18 protein-coding genes are annotated in these 20,139 nt (G+C 63.0%); 11 read left to right on the top strand and 7 right to left on the bottom strand.

All coding sequences use genetic code 11. The features are described 5' to 3' along the window. Positions 1–5: 5 nt before the first annotated feature. Both KUF59_RS30600 and KUF59_RS30595 read right to left on the bottom strand, forming a co-directional pair. A complete protein-coding gene (locus KUF59_RS30600; RefSeq protein WP_212455906.1) occupies positions 6–1,148 on the bottom strand; it encodes a mandelate racemase/muconate lactonizing enzyme family protein in 1,143 nt (380 codons plus the stop codon). Then, positions 1,145–2,068 (bottom strand): LysR family transcriptional regulator, encoded by a 924-nt coding sequence (locus KUF59_RS30595; RefSeq protein WP_212455905.1) that lies wholly within the window; start codon positions 2,066–2,068, stop codon positions 1,145–1,147. Before KUF59_RS30595 ends, KUF59_RS30600 begins: the two co-directional genes overlap by 4 nt. 251 nt (positions 2,069–2,319) lie before the next feature. Between KUF59_RS30595 and KUF59_RS30590 the strand changes: the two genes are divergently transcribed. Then, the gene (locus KUF59_RS30590) at positions 2,320–2,835 is read left to right on the top strand and encodes an SRPBCC family protein (RefSeq protein ID WP_212455904.1); all 516 of its coding nucleotides are present in this window, start codon (positions 2,320–2,322) and stop codon (positions 2,833–2,835) included. A 294-nt stretch (positions 2,836–3,129) separates the two neighbouring features. Here KUF59_RS30590 and KUF59_RS30585 read toward each other — a convergent pair whose 3' ends face one another. Together KUF59_RS30585 and KUF59_RS30580 are read right to left on the bottom strand one after the other, a co-directional pair. Beyond that, entirely contained in the window at positions 3,130–4,638 is a 1,509-nt protein-coding gene (locus tag KUF59_RS30585) for a sensor histidine kinase (protein WP_212455903.1), read from the bottom strand. A gap of 202 nt (positions 4,639–4,840) precedes the next feature. After that, positions 4,841–5,182, bottom strand: a complete 342-nt coding sequence (locus KUF59_RS30580; protein ID WP_212455902.1) for a DUF1236 domain-containing protein — start codon at positions 5,180–5,182, stop codon at positions 4,841–4,843. Between the two features lie 131 nt (positions 5,183–5,313). Between KUF59_RS30580 and KUF59_RS30575 the strand changes: the two genes are divergently transcribed. The 4 genes from KUF59_RS30575 (at position 5,314) to KUF59_RS30560 (ending at position 8,843) form a co-directional block, all read left to right on the top strand. Beyond that, entirely contained in the window at positions 5,314–5,547 is a 234-nt protein-coding gene (locus KUF59_RS30575; protein ID WP_212455901.1) for a hypothetical protein, read from the top strand. A gap of 338 nt (positions 5,548–5,885) precedes the next feature. Beyond that, complete coding sequence (locus tag KUF59_RS30570) at positions 5,886–6,884, top strand: TRAP transporter substrate-binding protein (RefSeq protein WP_212455900.1); 999 nt, start codon at positions 5,886–5,888, stop codon at positions 6,882–6,884. A 127-nt stretch (positions 6,885–7,011) separates the two neighbouring features. Further along, positions 7,012–7,527, top strand: coding sequence for a TRAP transporter small permease (locus KUF59_RS30565; RefSeq protein WP_212455899.1), 516 nt, complete (start codon positions 7,012–7,014; stop codon positions 7,525–7,527). Further along, positions 7,524–8,843: a TRAP transporter large permease gene (locus KUF59_RS30560; protein ID WP_212455898.1), complete on the top strand. Its 1,320-nt coding sequence runs from the start codon at positions 7,524–7,526 to the stop codon at positions 8,841–8,843. The genes KUF59_RS30565 and KUF59_RS30560 overlap by 4 nt, the downstream gene beginning before the upstream one ends. Before the next feature lie 48 nt (positions 8,844–8,891). On the opposite strand, the gene KUF59_RS30555 is transcribed toward KUF59_RS30560, so the two are convergent. Further along, positions 8,892–10,166, bottom strand: a complete 1,275-nt coding sequence (locus KUF59_RS30555; RefSeq protein WP_212455897.1) for a serine hydrolase domain-containing protein — start codon at positions 10,164–10,166, stop codon at positions 8,892–8,894. Positions 10,167–10,342: 176 nt separating this feature from the next. On the opposite strand from KUF59_RS30555, the gene KUF59_RS30550 reads away from it, so the two are divergent. Then, positions 10,343–11,260 (top strand): intradiol ring-cleavage dioxygenase, encoded by a 918-nt coding sequence (locus tag KUF59_RS30550; RefSeq protein ID WP_212455896.1) that lies wholly within the window; start codon positions 10,343–10,345, stop codon positions 11,258–11,260. On the opposite strand, the gene KUF59_RS30545 is transcribed toward KUF59_RS30550, so the two are convergent. Beyond that, on the bottom strand, positions 11,257–12,993 hold the full coding sequence (locus KUF59_RS30545; protein ID WP_212456021.1) for a bifunctional protein-serine/threonine kinase/phosphatase: 1,737 nt from the start codon (positions 12,991–12,993) through the stop codon (positions 11,257–11,259). The two genes, KUF59_RS30550 and KUF59_RS30545, sit on opposite strands and share 4 nt — an antisense overlap. 62 nt (positions 12,994–13,055) lie before the next feature. After that, on the bottom strand, positions 13,056–13,895 hold the full coding sequence (locus KUF59_RS30540; RefSeq protein ID WP_212455895.1) for a formate/nitrite transporter family protein: 840 nt from the start codon (positions 13,893–13,895) through the stop codon (positions 13,056–13,058). 673 nt (positions 13,896–14,568) lie between these two features. Between KUF59_RS30540 and KUF59_RS30535 the strand changes: the two genes are divergently transcribed. The 5 genes from KUF59_RS30535 (at position 14,569) to KUF59_RS30515 (ending at position 20,077) form a co-directional block, all read left to right on the top strand. Continuing rightward, the gene (locus tag KUF59_RS30535) at positions 14,569–15,885 is read left to right on the top strand and encodes a CmpA/NrtA family ABC transporter substrate-binding protein (protein WP_212455894.1); all 1,317 of its coding nucleotides are present in this window, start codon (positions 14,569–14,571) and stop codon (positions 15,883–15,885) included. Between the two features lie 59 nt (positions 15,886–15,944). After that, on the top strand, positions 15,945–16,844 hold the full coding sequence (ntrB, locus tag KUF59_RS30530) for a nitrate ABC transporter permease (protein WP_212455893.1): 900 nt from the start codon (positions 15,945–15,947) through the stop codon (positions 16,842–16,844). 13 nt (positions 16,845–16,857) lie between these two features. After that, positions 16,858–17,652 carry an ABC transporter ATP-binding protein gene (locus KUF59_RS30525; RefSeq protein WP_212455892.1) on the top strand — a complete coding sequence of 265 codons (795 nt, stop codon included), beginning with the start codon at positions 16,858–16,860 and terminating at the stop codon, positions 17,650–17,652. Positions 17,653–17,844: 192 nt separating this feature from the next. After that, the gene (locus KUF59_RS30520) at positions 17,845–18,270 is read left to right on the top strand and encodes a globin family protein (protein WP_212455891.1); all 426 of its coding nucleotides are present in this window, start codon (positions 17,845–17,847) and stop codon (positions 18,268–18,270) included. 427 nt (positions 18,271–18,697) lie between these two features. After that, a complete protein-coding gene (locus tag KUF59_RS30515) occupies positions 18,698–20,077 on the top strand; it encodes an MFS transporter (protein WP_212455890.1) in 1,380 nt (459 codons plus the stop codon). Positions 20,078–20,139 lie beyond the last annotated feature (62 nt).

Genomic DNA, 20,139 nt, shown 5'->3' with positions numbered 1-20,139 from the left:
CTTGCCTACGACGACGGGCTCACCGCAAAGCGCGTAAGCGCCTTGCGGTCGATCTCGATCCCGAGCCCGGGGCCGTCGGGAATGCGGACGATGCCCCTCGCATGCTCGATCGGCTGCGTCAGGATCGCCTGGCGGATCGGATGTTCGGTGCGGTCGAATTCGAGCAGGGGCTCCAGCGGCGCGAGCGACGGTGGCGTGTGCGAGGGCAGCACCGCGAGGAGCTGCAGCGAGGCGGCGATCGCAACGCCAGTGCCCCAGACATGCGGATTGTAGCGGATACCGAATGCCTCGCTCATGTCGGCGATCTTCTTGCATTCGGTGAGGCCGCCGGCCGCGCAGGTGTCGGGTTGCGCGATGTCGAGGGCACGCGAGGTGAGCAGCTCGCGAAAACCGTAGCGCGTGAACTCGCATTCACCGCCGGCGATTGGAATCGAAAGAGCTGATTTGACCTCCCGATAGCCCGCGACGTCCTCCGGCGGGACCGGCTCCTCGAACCACCCGATATCGAGCGGCTCGATCAGCCGTCCGAGCCGGATCGCGGCCGTGGCGTCATAGGCGTGATTGGCGTCGACCATCAGTGCGATGTCAGGCCCGATCGCCTCGCGCACCGCGCGGGTCACCGCGGCGTCCTCTGCAATGCCAAATCCGACCTTCAGCTTGACGGCACCAAACCCTTCCGCGACGTAAGCAGCGGCCTCCTCGGGCAGATATCGTTGCGGTTCGCCCGACTTGCGCCGGTAGAGCCCGGTCGCGTAGGCCTTGACCTCGTTGCGGAGCGCGCCGCCCATGAGGCGATGGACAGGCACGCCAAAATGCTTGCCCTTGATGTCCCAGAGCGCGATGTCGATGCCGCTCAGGCCCTCGATCACGACGCCCTTCTGTCCGTGATCGCGCAACCGCGCATAGATGGTCCGCCACAGATATTCGGTGCGCAGCGGGTCCTCGCCGATCAGCCACGGCGCCACCGCGTTCACGACAGCCGCGGTCATCCGCGCCGGTCCATAGCATTCGCCCCAGCCGGTTAGCCCGTCGCCGGTTTCGATCTCGACCAGCATCGCGGTCCTGGTGTCGTACCAGGCGCGCGAATAGGCAAAGGGCTGCGACAGCTTTGCCTCGAGGATGTGCGTGCGGATTGCAGTGATGATCATGCGCGTTTCTCCCGTCGGGTCTTCACGCCCGATGTCTCGAACAGCAGCTCGCGGATCCAGCGATGGCCGGGATCGCGGTGGGTGCGATCGTGCCAGGCGGCGATCTTGGAGAAACCGGGAATGTCGAGCGGCGGCTTGAGCAACACCAGCTCGCCGAGGCCCGAGAGCAGGCGTCGTGGCACGACGGCGACGAGATCGGTCGCGCGCAAGACCTCGGGCAGGACGAGAAAGCTCGCGACCGACAGGCTGACACGCCGGCGACGCCCGAGCCTTGCCAACGCAGTGTCGGTCGGTCCGCTGAAGCTGTCGCCGGCATAGGAGACGAGCGCGTGATCGAGGGCGCAGAACCGGTCGAGGGACAACGTCTTGCCCTTGGCATCGGGATGGCCGCTGCGCATCGCGCAAACATAATGTTCGTCGAACAGGCGCCGGACATGCAGGTCCGGCGGCGTGGTCTCGGGAGTGAGCAGTGCAAAATCGAGATCGCCGCGTTCGAACTGGCCCCGCATCCGATCCTCGTCGATCGGACGCACCGCGACGCGGATGTTCGGGGCACGCTGCCTGAGCGCGCTGAGGAAGGGAACGACGACCGCGCGCAACGCATAGTCGGTCGCCGTCAGCGACAACGTGAAACTCGCAGTGTGGGGCTCGAATGCGCGCGGCTGGAGCAGCGCTTCGATCTCGCCGAGCACCTGCCTGACCGGACTTGCGAGCTCCAGCGCACGAGCCGTCGGCACGATCCCGCGTTGCGTGCGTGCAAACAGCGGATCGTCGAAGCTTGCGCGCAAACGCCTCAGGATTCCGCTCATGGCCGGTTGCGTCAGCCCGAGCTGCGCCGCGGCGCGCGTCACGTTGCGCTCCTCCATCAGCGCATTGAATGCCTTCAGCAGGTTGAGATCGAGGGTCTTGATATCAGGCATGGTTATGACGGCTATCGGAGATGGCGTGTCGAGAGAGCAAGTGCGCAAAACGAACGGTAGGCCGAATGGCGGAAGGTCTCGATTCATAACCGGCCGCTCGTGCGATATGTCAGTCGAGCGTTTTTGATATCAGGAATCCTGATGATTGAAATATAAAATGGCTATTGGACTCATGTCCGAAAGCCCGCCATCTGCCAAGCATCGAGGTAAGCAATCCGTTCCGACCGCCCCAGTCAACAAGGAAGACCAAGATGAGCGATATCGTTTGGCCCGAGGGCTATGTGCCTGGTTTTACCGACAACTACTGCTCAAACGAGGTCATCGTTACCGGACTGACGACGGCGGAGCTGTGGCCACTCCTCAACACGGCAACGCTGTGGCCGACCTATTACGCCAACTCCGCCGATGTCGAGTTCGATAACGGCAAGGGGCCACGGCTGAGCCTCGGTACTCGCTTCCGCTTCAAGACCTTCGGGTTTCCGGTGGAGGCTCAGGTCGTCGAATACGTCGCGCCGGTGCTGGGCCAGCCTGCGCGTGTGGCATGGCACGGCTGGGCCGAGGGCGACGCCGAAACCCGTCTCGATGTGCATCATGCCTGGCTGATCGAAGACCTGTCGGGCGGGCGCGTGCGCATCCTGACACAAGAGACGCAGGTCGGGAAACCGGCAAGGGATCTTGCCGCTGCAAAGCCAAATCCGATGATCAATGGGCACCAGGACTGGCTTGACGGCATGGTCGCCGCAGCCCGCAAGGCGAGGAAGCAATGAGGGCCGTCACTTCGGCCTGGAACAGTTAGCCGGCGCCTTCCGGCGTCAGGCGAGCGGCGCCTATTTCGGCAAGATCTGTGTCGAGTGGTAGACGGTCAGCCCGTTGACTGACCCGGCGATGCATCAGCTCTATCTCGGCTGAGAGATCGAGACGTCCCAGGCGTCGCGATGATGGCAACATACCCCCGTGTCAAGCGAATTTCGTAAAATACGAAGTTGTGCGCAGGGCCGCTCCGGCTACTTTGCATGGGGTTGTTTCGATGCTTTGGTTGGACGGCCACCAGAGTCCCGGCGCTACCGCGCCTCGTCCAGCGTGCAAACGATGGTGTAGACGACGCCGCGCGGCAAGAAGTCCACCGTGGCCTCGCCGCCGAGCTGATCGCGGGCGCTGCGCTCGATCAGGCGCGAGCCGAAGCCGCGCTGCACCGGCGCCGTCACCGGCGGGCCGCCGCTCTCGGTCCAGATCAGGCGCAGCCGCGGTTTTGGCGTGTCGGCGGTGAGCTCCCAGTCGAGCGTCACCGTGCCGGTCTCGTTGGACAGCGCACCGTATTTAGCCGCGTTGGTTGCCATCTCGTGCACGATCATCGACAGCACGACCGCGAGTCGCGGCGATAGCGGCACGGATGGTCCGGCCATCCGGATGCGGCCGGGGCTGCTCAAGAGGAACGGCTGGGTGGCGCGCTCGATGACCTCCTTCAGGTCCGAGCCCTGCCACTTCTCCTGGCTCAACAGATTGTGCGCCTCGGCGAGCGCGCCGAGCCGCCCTTCGAATTTCGTCCGCTCGGTCTTGCTGGCACTGCGGAAGGTCTGCACCGCGATCGCCTGCATCAGCGCCAGCGTGTTCTTGACGCGATGGTTGAGCTCTTCGATCAGGAGGTCGTGCAGCATCTCGCCGCGGGCGATGGTGGCGGCCATGCGCACCGCGAAGGCAAGTCCGGTCAGCAGCAGCACGCCGCCGATCAGGCTGGTGACCGCGATATTGCGCCAGAGCGGTGCGACCAGCGAGCTTTCGGCGACGCCGGCCGCGACCGTCCAGCCGGTCAGCTTCGAGCGGGTATAGGCAGCGTTCAGCGCGACGCCGTCGAGCGACACCGTCGGCAGCGACGCCTCACCCTTGCGGAACATCTCGTTGTACAGCGAGGGCGTGGCGCGCTTGCCGACATTCTCGGCCGGGTTGGGCGCGCGTGCGATCACGATGCCCTTGGCGTCGAGCAGCGACACCGTCCATTGCTCGTCGGGCCGCTGCTTCTCGATCAGATTCTGGAACATGTCGACCGGCGGGCTGAAGCAGAGGTCGTAGATCACCTTGCCGTCGCGAAGCACCGGAACCTCAACCGTGACTACCTGGCGCTGCTTGAACGCGCCGAGGAAGAGGTCGGAATATTGCGGCGTCTTGCTCGCAAAGACCTTTTCGACTATCTCGACATTGTTGCGCGTCGGCAGGCTCGCTGTGTCCTCCGTCATCGACGAGAACACGAGGCGGCCCTTGCGGTCCGAAACCAGCACCACGCCGTCCTTGCCATACTGTTCGAGAAAGCCGGCACTCATGCGCCGGAAACCGTTGAAGTCGCCGGTCGACAGCGCGTCGGTCAGCGCCAGCACCTGCAGGCCGCCGGTCATGCGCTGCACCTCGGCGTCGAGCACGAGGCGCATGCTGCGCACGGTCTCGAGCACGCGCCGCGTCGCGTCGTTGCGGTCCTGCTGGTAGTTGTAGAAGGCGATGCCGACGGCGAACGCGATCAGCGGCAGCGTCGTTCCCGCGATCAGAAGGGCGAGCCGGACGGGCAGGGTGAACTTTGGCAAACGCGGATGTCCCGTTTCCAGCGCGACGGCGCGGGATCAGCGTGAGCATAGGATCAGCATTTGCATCGCGCCACGTATTTCAAACGCCCCGCAGGAAGGGCCGCGGCAGTTTTTTTGCGCTGCATTCTTGCCGTCATGTCCCGAGCAATGCAGAGGCCGCCGCGATGGCGAACCTCCACATGCCGCTCGGTCAGTCGATTTATCAGTCGACTTCCTGGACGACGGTCCGCGACGCCGGATCCACCAGCATCACGCGCTCGCCGGAATAGACGTAGCGATATTTGGTGAGCGACGGGCCCCAATCCGACGGCACCGCTACGAGCTCGACGTCAGCAGGCACGGTCGCGCCGACGATGATCTTTTCCTTCGTCGTGACCGGCTGGACCCGATGCTCGGTGATGTAGGATTTGATCTTAGTCCGGTATTGCGGCTCGATCTGCACGGCGGCGTGACCGGTCCCAGTGGTGGTGGTGACGGTGCTCTGCGCGATCGCGCCCGTCGAGATCAGGACGGCCGCCGCAGAAATCAGGAACAGCTTTTTCATCTGACGTCTCCTTGCTAGGCGGCGCAACAACAAGGCGCGGCCCGCGACGTTCCAATGCGCAGGAACAATCTGCCGTTTTTTCCCGTTGAGAAAATGCCGAAGCGATGCTCCGGCAATTGGAGGAGGAAACCATGAAGTTGAGAGTAGCAACCGCAGCGGTGTTGATCGCTGCATTCGCGGCGCCGGCGTTCGCGGCCGACGAGTTCTACGTGGTGCAGGACGTCAAGACGAAGAAATGCACCGTCGTCGACAAGCGGCCGACCGACACGTCGATGACCGTCGTCAGTCCGTCCGGCACCGTCTACAAGTCGCGCACCGAAGCCGAGAGCGGCGTCAAGACCATCAAGGTCTGTACGTCCAACTGAAGGAGGCCACCGTGCCAGTCTTCATCCTTTGGGCCGTGCCGGCTGTGATCGTCATCGGCGGCGGCATCTATCTGCTCGACCATATGCACTGAGCGTGCAGTGAAAGGCGCGCGGGCCTCTGCGCGCGGCGCAAAGGCCCGCCGTGTCCTGGTAGCGGAGCGCGAGTTGCAGTGCAGCAGATCGCGCGCCCATGGCCCTGCGACGAAGGGTGGTACCGGGCGCATCCGAAAGAGCTTCCGTCCCGCCGACGTTTTTCATACGCTTCCCTTCGCGCAGGCCCCGTACCGCCTGCGCTTACGGCCCGGTTACAGGGGCGGAGCATCAAAGGGAGGGAGACGATGAAGCGAAGGTCATTTCTCGCTGGGCTAGGTGTGACCACTGCGGCGGCTGCGGTTAGCATGCCGCACGTCCTCAGGGCGCAGGCGCCGATCTCGCTGAACGGTGCCGTGCAGTTCAACGACGATCACGCCTTCAACCGGGCGCTGATCCGGTTCGAAGAGCTGGTGAAGAAGTACTACGGCAAGCCGATCAACTTCACGCTGCACCGGAACTCCTCGCTCGGCCTCGAGAAGCAGTACTTCGAGTACATGTCGCAGGGCAAGGCGGTCGACTACGGCATCGTCTCGCCGGCGCACATGTCGACCTTCGCCAAGGCGGCTCCGTTCATCGACGCGCCCTTCGTGTTCAAGGGCATCGACCACATGAACAAGGTCGTCGAAGCCAATATCCTGGCGCCGATCGCCGACGAGGTCGCGGCCAAGGCCGAGGTCGTTCTGATCGGTTATGCCGGCGGCGGCATCCGCAACATTTTTGCAAACAAGCCGCTCAAGAATCTCGCCGATCTCAAGGGCCTCAAGGTGCGCGTGCAGGGCGCGCCGATCTGGTCGAAGACCTTTGCCGCGGTCGGCATGAGCCCGACTGTCATCGCCTATAACGAGATCTACAATGCGATTCAGAACGGCGTGATATCGGCCGGCGAGAACGAGGCCGCCGGCGTCGAGGCGATGAAGTTCTACGAAGTGGCCCCGCATCTCAACCTGACCCAGCACGCCGTGTCGATCCGGCCGATCTGCTTCTCGGTGAAGACGCTGAAGACACTGCCGAAGGAGTTGCAGGACGCGATCATGAAGGCCGGCAAGGAAGCCGGCGACTACGGCCGTCAACTGGAATCGAGCGAAGAGGTCATCAAACTCGACACGCTGGAGAAGGCCGGCAAGCTCAAGCGCGTTCCGTTCGAGGAGCGCGATGCCATGAAGAAGCTCGCCGACCCCGTGATGGCTACCTACGCCAAGGAAATCGGCGCCGAGGGCATCTTCGAGAAGATCAACGTCGCCTGACGTCTCCAAGTCTGCACGGTTCAAGTCTGCACGCTTCAAGTCTGCAGACTTCGTGTCTGCCGACGGAATATCGGGGCAAGCCCGGCGGCTTGCCCCCTTGGTGATGGTTGCTGCCCGCGGAGCTCCAATGACCGAAATACCTGTTGCGCCGAACCCGACGCTGTGGCGTCGAGCAACGGCGGCCTATGCGAAATTGCTGGAAGTGCTGCTGGCGGCGTGCGTCGGAATCCTGGTCGTTCCGGTGACGCTGCAGATCATATCGCGCTACACCGCGTTCATTCCCTCCTACATCTGGACGGAGGAGATGGCGCGCTTCCTGTTCGTCTGGACGATCATGATCGGCGCCATGGTCGGCATCCGCGAATCTCAGCATTTCGAGGTCGATGTCTGGCCCGATCTGTCGCGGCGGTCGGAGGCTGCGGTGCGCATCCTCGCGCGGCTCGGCGTTCTGGCGCTGGCATTTGTGTTTGTGTGGGCCGGCATCGAATTCACCCGGTTCGCGTGGAACAGGACGTCGGAGCTGGCCGATCTGCCGCTCTGGCTGATCCACGTCGCCTGGCCGGTGGCCGGCGTGACGTGGATCGTGTTTGCGGGCGAACAGATACTTGACGAAATGCGCATTCTGGTTGGGGCAAAGCAATGAGCGGGAACGTACTTTCCGCCGGACAGGCCGCGATGGTTCTGTTCGGCGTTTTCATCGGCCTGCTCATCATCCGCGTGCCGGTCGCCTTCGCGCTCGGCCTTGCCTGCGTGCCGATCCTGCTGATCGAGCCTCATCTGTCGATGATGGCGCTCGCGCAGGAAACCTTCAACGCCTACAATTCATTCATCCTGCTGGCGGTGCCGTTCTTCCTGCTGACCGCCAATCTGATGAGCATCGGCGGCATCACCGACCGGCTGGTCGCGTTGTCGCGCTCGATGGTCGGACACTGGCCGGGATCGCTGGCGCAGATCAACGTCGTGCTCTCGGTGTTCTTTGCAGGCATCTCCGGCTCCTCGACGGCTGATGCGGCGAGCCAGTCAAAAATCTTTATCGATGCCCAGACCAAGGAAGGCTACGATCTCTCGTTCTCCATCGCTATCACCGCGGTCTCGGCCGTGCTGGCCGTCATTATCCCGCCCTCGATCCTGATGATCGTATGGGGTGGGCTGATCTCGACCTCGATCGCTGCGATGTATTTGGCCGGCATCATACCGGGCCTTCTGATTGCCGGCGCCCAGATGGCGACCGTGCATGTCTATGCGGTGCGCCGCGGCTATCCGACCTATCCGAAGGATAGCTGGCGCGACTTTCGTTGTGCGATCTGGCGGTCGCTGCCGGCGCTGATGACGCCGTTCATCATTGTCGGCGGGATCCTGCTCGGATGGTTCACTGCAACCGAATCCGCCTGCGTTGCGGTTCTCTATTCCGTGGCCCTGTCGGCGTTCTTCTATCGTGAGACCGGCGCACGAGAACTGTACAGGGTCCTGCTCGATACCGGCCGTCTTGCCGGCGTAGCGTTGTTCTGCGTCGGTACCGCAAGCGCGTTCGGCTGGTTGCTGGCCTACTACAAGATTCCGCAGGAGCTCTTGGCCAACGTTTCGACCTGGGGCATGGGGCCGATCGCCGCCGGCTTCTTCATCGCCTTCTGCTTTCTCGTCGTCGGCTGCTTCCTCGACGCGATTCCCGCGATCGTGATCGTCGGCACCGTGCTGGAGCCCCTGGCAAAATCCGTCGATCTGCATCCGGTGCAGTTTGCGATCATCTCGATCGTGTCGCTGGCGTTTGGGCTGGTGACGCCCCCGTACGGGTTGTGCCTGATGATCGCCTGCGCGGTCGCGGGCGTGCGGCTGCGCTATGCCTTGAAGGATACGGCGATCATGCTGGTGCCGATGCTGGTCGTGCTGGCGGCCCTCATCGTCTGGCCGAGCGTGTCGCTGTTCCTGCCGCGGCTTATCGTGCCGGAGATGCTCAAGTAAGGTTGTCGCTGTCCCGCGGCCCTGAGGCCGCGGGGCCGATTCATCTGCTCACAGATTGCTCTCGCTGATCGCCGCGTAGACCATGCTGCGCAGCTCGCGGCGGATCGGGTACGCGCTCGACGGCAGCACCTGGGTCATGAAGATCGTGATCAGCTCTTCGGCCGGGTCGATCCAGAACGAGGTCGTGGCCGCGCCGCCCCAACTGTATTCGCCGGCGCTGCCTGCGATCAGCGTCTCCGCCGGGCGCATGGTCACGGCAAATCCGAGACCGAAGCCGATGCCGTTATAGGTCGCCTCGGAGAACAGCGAGCGAGATACTTCCGGCAGCGCCTGTCCGCCCGGAATGTGGTTGGTCGTCATCAGAGCCAGCGTCTTCGGCCCGATCAGCCTGACGCCGCCGAGCTCGCCGCCGTTGAGTAGCGCGCGGCAAAAGGTGAGATAGTCGGCGACCGTCGAGCACAGCCCGCCGCCGCCGGAGACCAGCTCGGGCGGCGACAAGAACGAGCTCGCTGCCGGATCGTCCTGCAGCGTCAGGCCTTGCTTGCGCTGGCCGGCATGGAACGTCATGGCGCCTTGCGGATCGGCGGAATAGCAGGCCGCGAAGCGGTGGGCCTTGGAGGCCGGCACGTGGAAATCCGTGTCTGTCATGCCGAGCGGATCAAGAATGCGTGCTTTAAGGAATTGCTCGAACGGCACGCCAGAAATCTTGCCGATGAGATAACCGAGCACGTCGGTCGCAACCGAATAGTTCCAGGATTCGCCGGGCGAGAACTCCAGCGGGATGGTGGCGAGGTCAGCGATCAGCGAATCCAGCGTGCCGGCCTTGATGACCTCGCCGAGCTTCTTCTCGCGATAGGCGGCATCGACGTTGGAGCGCTGCTGGAAGCCGTAGGTGAGCCCCGAGGTGTGCCGGAGCAGGTCGACGATCAGCATCGGCCGCGTCGGCGGCCGGGTCAGGAAATTGGGCGCGGTTCCAGCGACGAAGACGCCGAGGTTCTTCCACTCCGGAATGTATTTGGCGACGGGCTCGTCGATCGCGACCAGGCCTTCCTCGACCAGCATCATGAAGGCGACGCTGGTGAGCGGCTTGGTCATGGAATAGATGCGGAAGATGGTGTCGTCCTTGAGCGGGACCTTGCGCTCGAGATCGGCAAAACCTTGCACCGAGCTATGGGCGACCTTGCCGCGGCGATAGACCACCAGCGCCGTCCCGGGGAAGCGGCCGGCATCGATATACCGGTTCTTCAGATGCGCATCGATGCGATCGAGCGCGGCCTTGGACATGCCGACGGATTCGGGCGAGGCGGGGGTAGGGGCGAGCATCAGCAATGTTCCTCCGGATCTTGTTCGCGGCCATGGTGATAGCCGAAATCGACTGATCATTCCAACCCGGTCGCGCTTAACGCGGGTGGGTGGACTGGTGTAGGTTCGATGGCCGAACCTGCATCGGAAACGCCAGGGAACAACGAGAACATCGGAACACGGGAAGCCAAATCGCCATGACCCAGTTCAACGAATCCGAGCTCACCGAAGCCGTCATCAAGAGTTTCGACAACACGCCGAATCCGCGCGCAAAATTCCTGCTCCAGGAATTGGTGAAGTCGCTTCACGACTATGTCAGCAAGACCAACCTCACCTTCGAGGAATGGGACTATGCGATCGATTTCCTGACCCGCACCGGGCACAAATGCACCGACACCCGCCAGGAATTCATCCTGCTGTCCGACGTGCTCGGCGTCTCGATGCTGGTCGATGCGGTCAACCACCGCGATCGCGAGGGGGCGACTGAAACCACTGTGCTCGGTCCGTTCTATGTCGGCGAGCACACGGTGACGCCCCACGGGGCAGACATCTCGCCTCACAACCTGACCGGCGAGAAGATGTTCGTGCAGAGCTGCGTCATGGACATCAACGGCAAGCCGCTCGCCGGCGTGCCCGTCGACGTCTGGCATGCCGATGACGACGGCCTCTACGATTCACAGAAGCCGAACTACGACAGCGTCGGTGCCTCCGGTCGCGCGCGCTTCATCACCGACGCCGACGGCCGCTTCACCTTCCGCACCATTTTGCCGTGCAGCTATCCGATCCCGACCGACGGTCCGGTCGGCGAGATGATCGTCAAGACCAACCGCCATCCGATGCGCCCCGCGCATGTGCATTTCCTCGTCAACGCCAAGGGCCATGAGCCGCTGATCACCCATGTCTTCATCAGCGGCGACAAATATCTCGATTCCGACGTGGTGTTCGGCGTCAAGGACGAACTCGTGGCGAAGGTGGAGAAGCGCAGCGATGCAGCGACGCCCGACGGCAAGGAGGTCGCCGCGCCCTGGCATCTGATGACCTATGAATTTCACCTCAAGCCGGGTGGCGGACTGGCGCCAAAACCGCTCGGAGTGAAGGCCGAGGAGCCGGCCTAGCGCGCGTGCAATAGCGCGAGGAGAGCGACGACTGTGCAGGCGAGTGCCGCCGAGGTCAGCTTCCAGAACAACAGCGGGCTGCGCTCCAGAAGGGGCGTGATCCGGGTGTTGAGATAGGCCGGATTTGGCGTTCGAAGCTCGAAGACGAATTCGGACATGTCCTCGTGCCGCTTGTAAGGATCCGGATGAAGCGCGCGCCTGAGCGCGCCATCGACCCATGCAGGAACGTTGCGATCGTCGTCCGCGGCACGATATTGCAGCTTCCGCACGTCCGATTTTCGCCGGATTTTTGCGACCTGGGCGCCGTAGGGAAGCTTTCCCGTGAGCATCTGGTAACAGATGACGGCGAGCGAAAACATGTCGGAGCGCGGCGAGCCGCCTTCGCCGAGAAAATACTCCGGCGCCGTGTACTGGACCGTGCCGAGGATTTCGTCGGCATCGCCTTGCGGCGCTGCCTCGGCCACCCCGGCCACCCGAACCGATCCAAAATCGATGATCTTTGCGGTGCCCGTCTTGTCGATCAGAATGTTGTCGGGCCTGAGATCCTGATGCAGCATCTCCATGCGGTGGAAGGCGCGCAGGCCCGCGGCGATCTGCTCGATCAGTCCGCGCACGGTCTCGAGATCGGGGCGCGGATTGTCGGTCATCCATTGCCGCAAGGTCTGCCCTTCGACGAACTCGGTCGCGACATAGAGGTAGCCGCGCCGCCGCGACTGTGACAGCGGCTTCAGCACATGCGGGCTATCGATGCGGCGCGCGATCCACTCCTCCATCAGGAAGCGTTTCAGATAGGCGCGATTGTCGCGCAGATCGATCGACGGTAGTTTGAGCGCGACCGGCTCCTCGGTTTCGGCATCGACCGCAAGATAGATGTGGCTGCGGCTGCTGGCGTGGACTTCGCGGACGATCCGGTAGCCGTCGAAGATCGCGCGCGGCTCCGGCAAAGGAGGAAGCGGCAGCTCGGAGGTCTGGTTGAAGATGCCGATCGGCTCGCGCTGCGGCATCGCATCGATGCGCAGGATCTGGACGGTGATGTTGTCGTCGCTGCCGCGCCGGTACGCCTCCTCGACGATGGCCTTTGCCGCACCGTCGAGCTCGCCGGCATGCTCGTTCAGCGCGCTGGTGACGAAACGCGCATCGACGAATTCATAGGCGCCGTCGGTTGCCAGCAGGAAGATGTCGCCGCGTTCGATTTCGAGAGTCTGGTAGTCGATCTCGAGCTGCGGATTGATGCCGAGCGCGCGGCCGAGATAGGTCTGCTCCGACGACACGATGATGCGGTGATCGTCGGTCAACTGCTCCAGCGCCTTGCCGGCCACGCGGTAGATGCGGCAGTCGCCGACGTGGAAGATGTGCGCGGTGGTCCCTTTGATGACCATGGCGCTGAGGGTGCAGACGTAGCCCTTGTCGCGGTCATAGGCATATTGGCTCTTGCGCGTCTGCGCGTGCAGCCAGGAATTGGTCGCGTCCAGCACGCGCCGGGCGGAGGTCTTCACCGTCCAGGCTTCCGACGTGCAGTAGTAGTCCATCAGGAAGCTCTTGACCGCCGACTCGCTGGCGATCTGGCTTACCGTGCTGCTCGAGATGCCGTCGGCCAGAACGGCCGCGATGCCCTTCAGGCTGAGCTGCGGCTCGTCCGGAATCAGGACGCCGTGAAAATCCTGGTTGATGGGCTTGCGACCCTTGTCGGAATACTGGCCGACCGAAATCTCAAGTCCGCGGGTCATCGTCATCACCAAGCGAAAGGGAGCCTCACCCTAGTGGTGTGAGGCTCCCCTGTTGAGGCGTTTTTCGATCAGGCCGCGACGCGGGTCGGCGCAGCCTTGCCGGCCTGGCGCTTCGGCAGCGTCAGGACGTGCGTCGCGTAAAGGGTCATGCCGGTGAAGGCGAGGCCGCCGACGAGGTTGCCGAGCACGGTCGGGATTTCGTTCCAGATCAGATAGTCCATGATCGAGAACTTTGCGCCGAGCAGCAGCCCGGACGGGAACAGGAACATGTTCACCACGGAATGCTCGAACACCATGTAGAAGAACACCAGGATCGGCATCCACATCGCGATGACCTTGCCGGGCACCGAGGTCGAGATCATGGCGCCGACGACGCCGGTCGAGACCATCCAGTTGCAGAGCATGCCACGGAGGAACAGCGTCGCCATGCCGGCCGCGCCGTGCGCGGCGTAGCCGAGGGTTCGGCCCTCACCGATGGTCCCGATGGCGGCGCCAACCTTATCGGGCGCCTGCGTGAAGCCGAAGGTCGTGACGAAGGCCATCATGAAGGCGACGGTGAACGCGCCGGCGAAGTTGCCGGCGAAGACGAGGCCCCAGTTGCGCAGCACGCCTCCGAAGGTGACGCCGGGGCGCTTATCAATCAGGGCAAGCGGGGAGAGCACGAACACGCCGGTCAGGAGGTCGAAGCCCAGGAGGTACAGCATGACGAAGCCGACCGGAAACAACAGCGCGCCGACCAGCGGCTGGCCGGTGTTCACGTTGATGGTGACCGCGAACCACGCGGCGAGGGCGAGGATGGCGCCGGCCATGTAGGCGCGGATGACCGTATCCCGGGTGGACATGAAGATCTTGGATTCGCCCGCATCCACCATCTTGGTGACGAATTCCGAAGGCGCGAGATACGACATCAACAGTTCCTTTTGCTCGTAATGAGTGATCGAAACGCTCCCCTCTATGAGAGCGCGGCTGCACGTGGTTGGCCGTGCGGACTGGCCTGCCGCGCACGAGGGCCTGGAGAAGTTTGGAAGCCTTGGAATCGCGTCACGACGACTGAGGGACGCGAAGCAGTTGAGCTCCCCCGTTGCGGCCGCCAGCGGCTGCAACAATGCGGCAAGGCCGCAGTCTTCGTTGACGCCGGTAGAGATGCAAGCAGCGTGCCGGCGCGCTTTGGTTGAAAAAGACGAGTAATATCAATAGCGTGATGTGCGACCAGCCCGCGGGCCTGCGCATCGGGCCGCCTCTTGCCTGATCGGCTGCACAAGGATTGTGCGCCGCACAAGGATTAAGCAGTGTCGCAAATTTCGCGGGCGGAGCGCGCCTGCGACAAGCTGGCGCAGGCTTGCTAACTCTTTAATCCATCGTGGTTTTTCGTGTTTCCGGCCTTGGCACGAAGCTTGAATAGTTCCAGGTCGACGCCATTGAAGCCGTCCCGCGAGACTTCTTATCCGACTTGCTGACGCCACCAGACGGGGGTCCCCCCGTCGTGCGTCTGCATGCGCCAACGGCGGCGTCACAGGACGGACGGCAGCTCGTGTGCACTGACGCACCATCTTCGCAACGACGCAAAGGACGACACGACCCATGACCAAGCGCATTCGCCGGCCTTCGGATTCCGGCCTCTCCCGCCGTCAATTGTTGAAGGCCACCGGCAGCACTGCCGCCCTTCTCGCCGCCGCCAAGCTCAATTTCCCCGCCGGTGCATTCGCCCAGGACGCAGGTCCCGAGGTCAAGGGCGCCAAGCTCGGCTTCATCGCGCTCAGCGATGCCGGTCCGCTCTTCGTTGCCAAGGACAAGGGCCTGTTCGCCAAATACGGCATGCCCGACACCGACGTGCAGAAGCAGGCCTCCTGGGGCACCACGCGCGACAACCTGGTGCTCGGCTCGGAAGGCAACGGCATCGACGGCGCGCATATCCTCACCCCGATGCCGTATCTGATCTCTGCCGGTAAGGTGACGCAGAACAACCAGCCGACCCCGATGTACATTCTGGCGCGGCTCAATCTCGATGCGCAATGCATCTCGGTCGCCAAGGAATATGCAGACCTCAAGCTCAGCGTGGACTCTTCGCCCTTCAAGGCTGCGCTGGAGAAGAAGAAGGCGTCCGGCAAGGCCGTGAAGGCGGCCATGACCTTCCCCGGTGGCACCCATGACCTCTGGATCCGCTACTGGCTCGCCGCCGGCGGCATCGACCCGGACAAGGACATCGAGACCATCGTGGTGCCGCCGCCGCAGATGGTGGCGAATATGAAGGTCGGCACCATGGACTGCTTCTGCGTCGGCGAGCCCTGGAATCTCCAGCTCGTCCACCAGGACATCGGTTACACCGCCGTCAACACCGGCGAGATCTGGAACAAGCACCCCGAAAAGTCCTTCGGCATGCGTGCGGCCTTCGTCGACAAATATCCCAAGGCGACGAAGGCGATCCTGATGGCGGTGCTGGAAGCCCAGCAGTGGGCGGACAAGGCTGAGAACAAGCAGGAGCTCGCCGCCATCATGGCGAAGCGCCAGTGGATCAACTGCCCGGTCGAGGACGTCTACGACCGCACCGCCGGCAAGTTCGACTACGGCACCGGCAAGGTGGTCGAGAACTCGCCGCACATCATGAAGTACTGGCGCGACTTCGCCTCCTATCCGTTCCAGAGCCACGATCTCTGGTTCCTCACCGAGGACATTCGCTGGGGCAAGTTCGAGCCGACCTTCGACACCAAGAGCCTCGTTGCCAAGGTCAACCGCGAGGACCTCTGGAAGGACGCGGCCAAGGCACTCGGCGTCGCGGCTGCCGAAATCCCGACCTCCACCTCACGCGGCAAGGAGACCTTCTTCGACGGCAAGGTGTTCGATCCGGAGAATCCGGCTGCCTATCTGAAATCGCTCGCGATCAAGCGCGTCGAAGTCTGATGGGCTCCGCGGCCGCCCAGGGGCGGCCGCATCCACATTTGAAGCCGGAGATGATTTCGATGAACATGCCTATGAAGAAGATGGAAGCCGAAGCGATTGCGCCTTCGGCCGGCACTGCTGCCGCGGTCGTCGCGATGACGCCCAAGCGTCCGCCGCGCGGCGAAGCCTACGCCCGGATGGCGAAGGAAACGGCTGCGCGGGTCATCCCGCCGCTCGTCGTGATCGCGCTGCTGACGCTGATCTGGGAACTGGTGTGCCGCCGCGCCGGCTCGACGCTGCCGCCGCCGTCACGCGTATTCAAGGACACCAAGGAGCTGATCTTCGATCCGTTCTTTGATCATGGCGGCATCGACAAGGGCCTGTTCTGGCATCTGTCGGCGAGCCTTCAGCGCGTCGCTTACGGCTATTCGATCGCCGCCATCGTCGGCATTGCGCTCGGCACGCTGGTCGGACAGTCGGTCTGGGCGATGCGCGGGCTCGATCCGTTGTTCCAGGTGCTGCGGACGATTCCGCCACTCGCCTGGCTGCCGCTGTCCCTCGCGGCGTTCCGCGACGGTCAGCCCTCGGCGATCTTCGTCATCTTCATCACCTCGGTATGGCCGATCATCATCAACACCGCGGTCGGCATCCGCAACATCCCGCAGGATTACCGCAACGTCGCGGCCGTCGTGCAGCTCAATCCGCTGGAGTTCTTCTCCAAGATCATGATCCCGGCGGCGGCGCCCTACATCTTCACGGGGCTTCGCATCGGCATCGGGCTGTCGTGGCTTGCGATCGTCGCGGCAGAAATGCTGATCGGCGGCGTCGGCATCGGCTTCTTCATCTGGGACGCCTGGAACTCCTCGCATATCAGCGAGATCATTCTGGCGCTGTTCTATGTCGGCATCATCGGCTTCGTGCTCGACCGCCTGATCGCGGCACTCGGCAAGTTCGTCACCCACGGCACGGCGCAGAACTGAGGGAGCACAGCACATGACCGCCTATCTGAAGCTCGATCACATCGACAAGATCTTTACCCGCGGCAATGTCAGCACGGAAGTGCTCAAGGAGATCAACCTTACCATCGAGAAGGGCGAATACGTCTCGATCATCGGCCACTCCGGCTGTGGCAAGTCGACCCTGCTCAACATCATCGCAGGGCTGACCGGTGCCTCGACCGGCGGCGTTCTCCTGGAGAACCGCGAGGTCAACTCGCCGGGGCCCGATCGCGCGGTGGTGTTCCAGAACCACAGCCTGCTGCCCTGGCTCACGGTCTACGAGAACGTCAAGCTCGGCGTCGACAAGGTATTTGCCAGAACCAAGACGCGGGCCGAGCGCGATGCCTGGGTGATGCACAATCTCAACCTCGTGCAGATGGCGCATGCCAAGGACAAGCGTCCGTCCGAGATCTCCGGCGGCATGAAGCAGCGTGTCGGCATCGCACGCGCGCTCGCCATGGAGCCGAAAGTGCTGCTGCTCGACGAGCCCTTCGGCGCGCTCGACGCGCTGACCCGCGCGCATCTGCAGGACTCGGTGATGGCGCTGCATCAAAAGCTCGGCAACACGATTTTGATGATCACCCATGACGTCGACGAGGCCGTGCTGTTGTCGGATCGCATCGTGATGATGACCAACGGTCCATCTGCGCGCATCGGCGAGGTGCTGGACGTGCCGCTGGCACGTCCGCGCAAGCGGCTCGAGCTCGCCTCCAACGCCACGTACCTGAAGTGCCGGCAGCGCGTGCTCGAATTCCTCTACGAGCGTCATCGCTTCGTGGAGGCGGCCTAGCGCATGATCCGGAAAAGTGCGTAGCGGTTTTCCGAGGAGATCATGCGCGAACAACAAGCTAAAGCGCGATGACGGTCTAAACCTAAATAGATCGCGCTTTAGTCCAAACGATCGTCGTCCGGCGCTGTGAACCGCAGCGCCGGCGCCGCGACCAAATGGTTTCGTCTTTTTGCCTACGACAGGAAAGTCTCGATGAATCCAGCGCAGATCAAATTGGTCCAGGACAGTTTTGCAAAGGTGGCGCCGATCGCCGATCAGGCCGCGGTCATTTTCTACGACCGCCTGTTCGAGGTCGCGCCGTCCGTGAAGGCGATGTTTCCTTCCGACCTGACCGAACAGCGCAAGAAGCTGATGGCGACGCTCGCCGTCGTCGTCGGTGGTCTGTCCAACCTCGAAACGATCCTGCCGGCGGCGAGTGCGCTCGCAAAGCGTCACGTCGCCTATGGCGCGAAGCCTGAGCATTATCCGGTTGTCGGCTCGGCGTTGCTGTGGACGCTCGAAAAAGGTCTCGGCGCAGCCTGGACGGCGGAGGTCGCTTCCGCATGGACCGCAGCCTATGGCGTGCTCTCCAACTTCATGATCACCGAGGCCTATGGCCGGCCGCAGGCTGCCGAGTAAACGCGACCGCATCAAAGCGCGCGCATGCGCGCGACATAGAAATGAGAGGTGACAACGCGCGCGCGTTGTCACTCGCGTCGTGCGACGTCAACGCATCGTTAACGCTTGTCGCCGCGCCTAAATAATCGACACACCGCTCAATCCTTGTGCGCCGCACAAGGATTGAGCGAATCGCAAATTTTGAATGCGAATGACGCCTGCGAAAAAATCAGGCGGTGCGAATAACTCACTGAAATCCCTTTATTTCCCGATCGCGCGCAATTGGCACAGAACTTGAAGTGTCCTTTTGCGACGCCAACGACGACGTCCCTCAACATCATCAATCAGCATCGTGAACTCGCCACCGGGGATCGAGCCTCGGAGCGCGCCTCCATGCCTGGGGGCAGAGCCTGCAACGACGCAGCGGTGAGCCTAAAAGGGATTATCAATGACGACGAACCCGAAGTGGATTTCCGACTGGCGCCCCGAAGACGAGGCGTTCTGGAATGCGACCGGCAAGACGGTCGCGCGACGTAACCTGATCTGGTCGATCGTGGCCGAGCATATCGGTTTTTCGGTGTGGCTGATCTGGAGCATCGTCTCTACCAAGCTGCCGCAGGCAGGCTTTCACTACACCACTGACCAGCTCTTTCAGCTCGTCGCCGTGCCCGGTCTGATCGGCGCGTTCATTCGCTTTCCGTATACGTTCGCGGTCACGACTTTCGGCGGGCGGAACTGGACCATCTTCAGCGCCGCTATTCTGTTCATCCCGACGCTGTCGCTTGCCTATTTCGTGAGCCAGCCCGACACGCCGTTCTGGCTGATGCTGCTGGTCGCTTCGACCGCCGGTCTCGGCGGCGGCAATTTCGCCTCCAGCATGACCAACATCTCCTTCTTCTTCCCTGACCGGATGAAGGGATGGGCGCTTGGGCTCAACGCTGCCGGCGGCAACATCGGCGTGTCGAGCGTGCAGTTGCTGACGCCGATCCTGATGACGCTCGCGGTCATCAACCTGTTCCAGGCAACGCCGGTCGAGGGCGTCTACCTGCAGAACGCCGGGCTGATGTGGGTGCTGCCAATCGCGATCGCGGTGTTCGGCGCCGTGTTCTTCATGAACAACCTGACCTCGGCAAAATCGTCGGTGAAGAACCAGCTTGCGATCGTCAAACGCAGGCACACCTGGATCATGGCCTACCTCTATATCGGGACGTTCGGCTCCTTCATCGGCTACTCGGCGGCGTTTCCGCTGCTCATCAAGACTCAGTTCCCGCAGATCACGATTGCGATCGCGTTCCTCGGTCCCCTGGTCGGCTCGCTGTCGCGGCCGCTCGGCGGCTGGCTCGCCGACAAGGTCGGCGGCTCGATCATCACGTTCTGGAACTTCATCGCGATGGCGGCCGCCACGATCGGCGTCCTCTATTTCGTCGGCCAGAAGGATTTTATCGGCTTCCTGGCGATGTTCCTGATCCTGTTCGTCACGACGGGCATCGGCAACGGCTCGACCTACCGGATGATCCCCTCGATCTTCCGCGAGGAAAACCTGTTCAAGGTGCGCGGCAAGGGCGATGCGGCGCGTGCGGTGGCGCTGAAGACGGCGAGCATCGAGAGCGGTGCGGCAGTCGGCTTCATCGGTGCGATCGGCGCAGTCGGCGGCTATCTGATTCCGACCGGCTTCGGCAAGTCGATCGCGCTGACCGGTGGGCCGCAGCTCGCGCTCGCGATCTACCTCATCTTCTACGCCTCCTGCCTCGGCATCACCTGGTGGTTCTATCTGCGCCGCAGCGCGCAGGGCGAAGCCGCAGGCAGCCTCGCCGAGGCGCGGGTCTGAATATTGGTACGAATCTCGCTTCTCCCCGTACGCGGGGAGAAGCACCACGGAACCGGACTTGG

It is taken from the genome of Bradyrhizobium arachidis, from assembly GCF_024758505.1.
Lineage (GTDB): Bacteria > Pseudomonadota > Alphaproteobacteria > Rhizobiales > Xanthobacteraceae > Bradyrhizobium > Bradyrhizobium manausense_C.
Note: the sequence above shows the minus strand (reverse complement) of the source record. Positions and strands in the feature narration are given on the sequence as shown.

What these genes read in the sequence shown, in the direction of transcription:
- KUF59_RS30600 (WP_212455906.1), bottom strand. Translation starts at nt 1,148, where the DNA reads ATGATCATCACTGCAATCCGCACGCACATCCTCGAGGCAAAGCTGTCG.
- KUF59_RS30595 (WP_212455905.1), bottom strand. Translation starts at nt 2,068, where the DNA reads ATGCCTGATATCAAGACCCTCGATCTCAACCTGCTGAAGGCATTCAAT.
- KUF59_RS30590 (WP_212455904.1), top strand. Translation starts at nt 2,320, where the DNA reads ATGAGCGATATCGTTTGGCCCGAGGGCTATGTGCCTGGTTTTACCGAC.
- KUF59_RS30580 (WP_212455902.1), bottom strand. Translation starts at nt 5,182, where the DNA reads ATGAAAAAGCTGTTCCTGATTTCTGCGGCGGCCGTCCTGATCTCGACG.
- KUF59_RS30575 (WP_212455901.1), top strand. Translation starts at nt 5,314, where the DNA reads ATGAAGTTGAGAGTAGCAACCGCAGCGGTGTTGATCGCTGCATTCGCG.
- KUF59_RS30570 (WP_212455900.1), top strand. Translation starts at nt 5,886, where the DNA reads ATGAAGCGAAGGTCATTTCTCGCTGGGCTAGGTGTGACCACTGCGGCG.
- KUF59_RS30565 (WP_212455899.1), top strand. Translation starts at nt 7,012, where the DNA reads ATGACCGAAATACCTGTTGCGCCGAACCCGACGCTGTGGCGTCGAGCA.
- KUF59_RS30560 (WP_212455898.1), top strand. Translation starts at nt 7,524, where the DNA reads ATGAGCGGGAACGTACTTTCCGCCGGACAGGCCGCGATGGTTCTGTTC.
- KUF59_RS30555 (WP_212455897.1), bottom strand. Translation starts at nt 10,166, where the DNA reads ATGCTCGCCCCTACCCCCGCCTCGCCCGAATCCGTCGGCATGTCCAAG.
- KUF59_RS30550 (WP_212455896.1), top strand. Translation starts at nt 10,343, where the DNA reads ATGACCCAGTTCAACGAATCCGAGCTCACCGAAGCCGTCATCAAGAGT.
- KUF59_RS30545 (WP_212456021.1), bottom strand. Translation starts at nt 12,993, where the DNA reads ATGACGATGACCCGCGGACTTGAGATTTCGGTCGGCCAGTATTCCGAC.
- KUF59_RS30540 (WP_212455895.1), bottom strand. Translation starts at nt 13,895, where the DNA reads ATGTCGTATCTCGCGCCTTCGGAATTCGTCACCAAGATGGTGGATGCG.
- KUF59_RS30535 (WP_212455894.1), top strand. Translation starts at nt 14,569, where the DNA reads ATGACCAAGCGCATTCGCCGGCCTTCGGATTCCGGCCTCTCCCGCCGT.
- ntrB (WP_212455893.1), top strand. Translation starts at nt 15,945, where the DNA reads ATGAACATGCCTATGAAGAAGATGGAAGCCGAAGCGATTGCGCCTTCG.
- KUF59_RS30525 (WP_212455892.1), top strand. Translation starts at nt 16,858, where the DNA reads ATGACCGCCTATCTGAAGCTCGATCACATCGACAAGATCTTTACCCGC.
- KUF59_RS30520 (WP_212455891.1), top strand. Translation starts at nt 17,845, where the DNA reads ATGAATCCAGCGCAGATCAAATTGGTCCAGGACAGTTTTGCAAAGGTG.
- KUF59_RS30515 (WP_212455890.1), top strand. Translation starts at nt 18,698, where the DNA reads ATGACGACGAACCCGAAGTGGATTTCCGACTGGCGCCCCGAAGACGAG.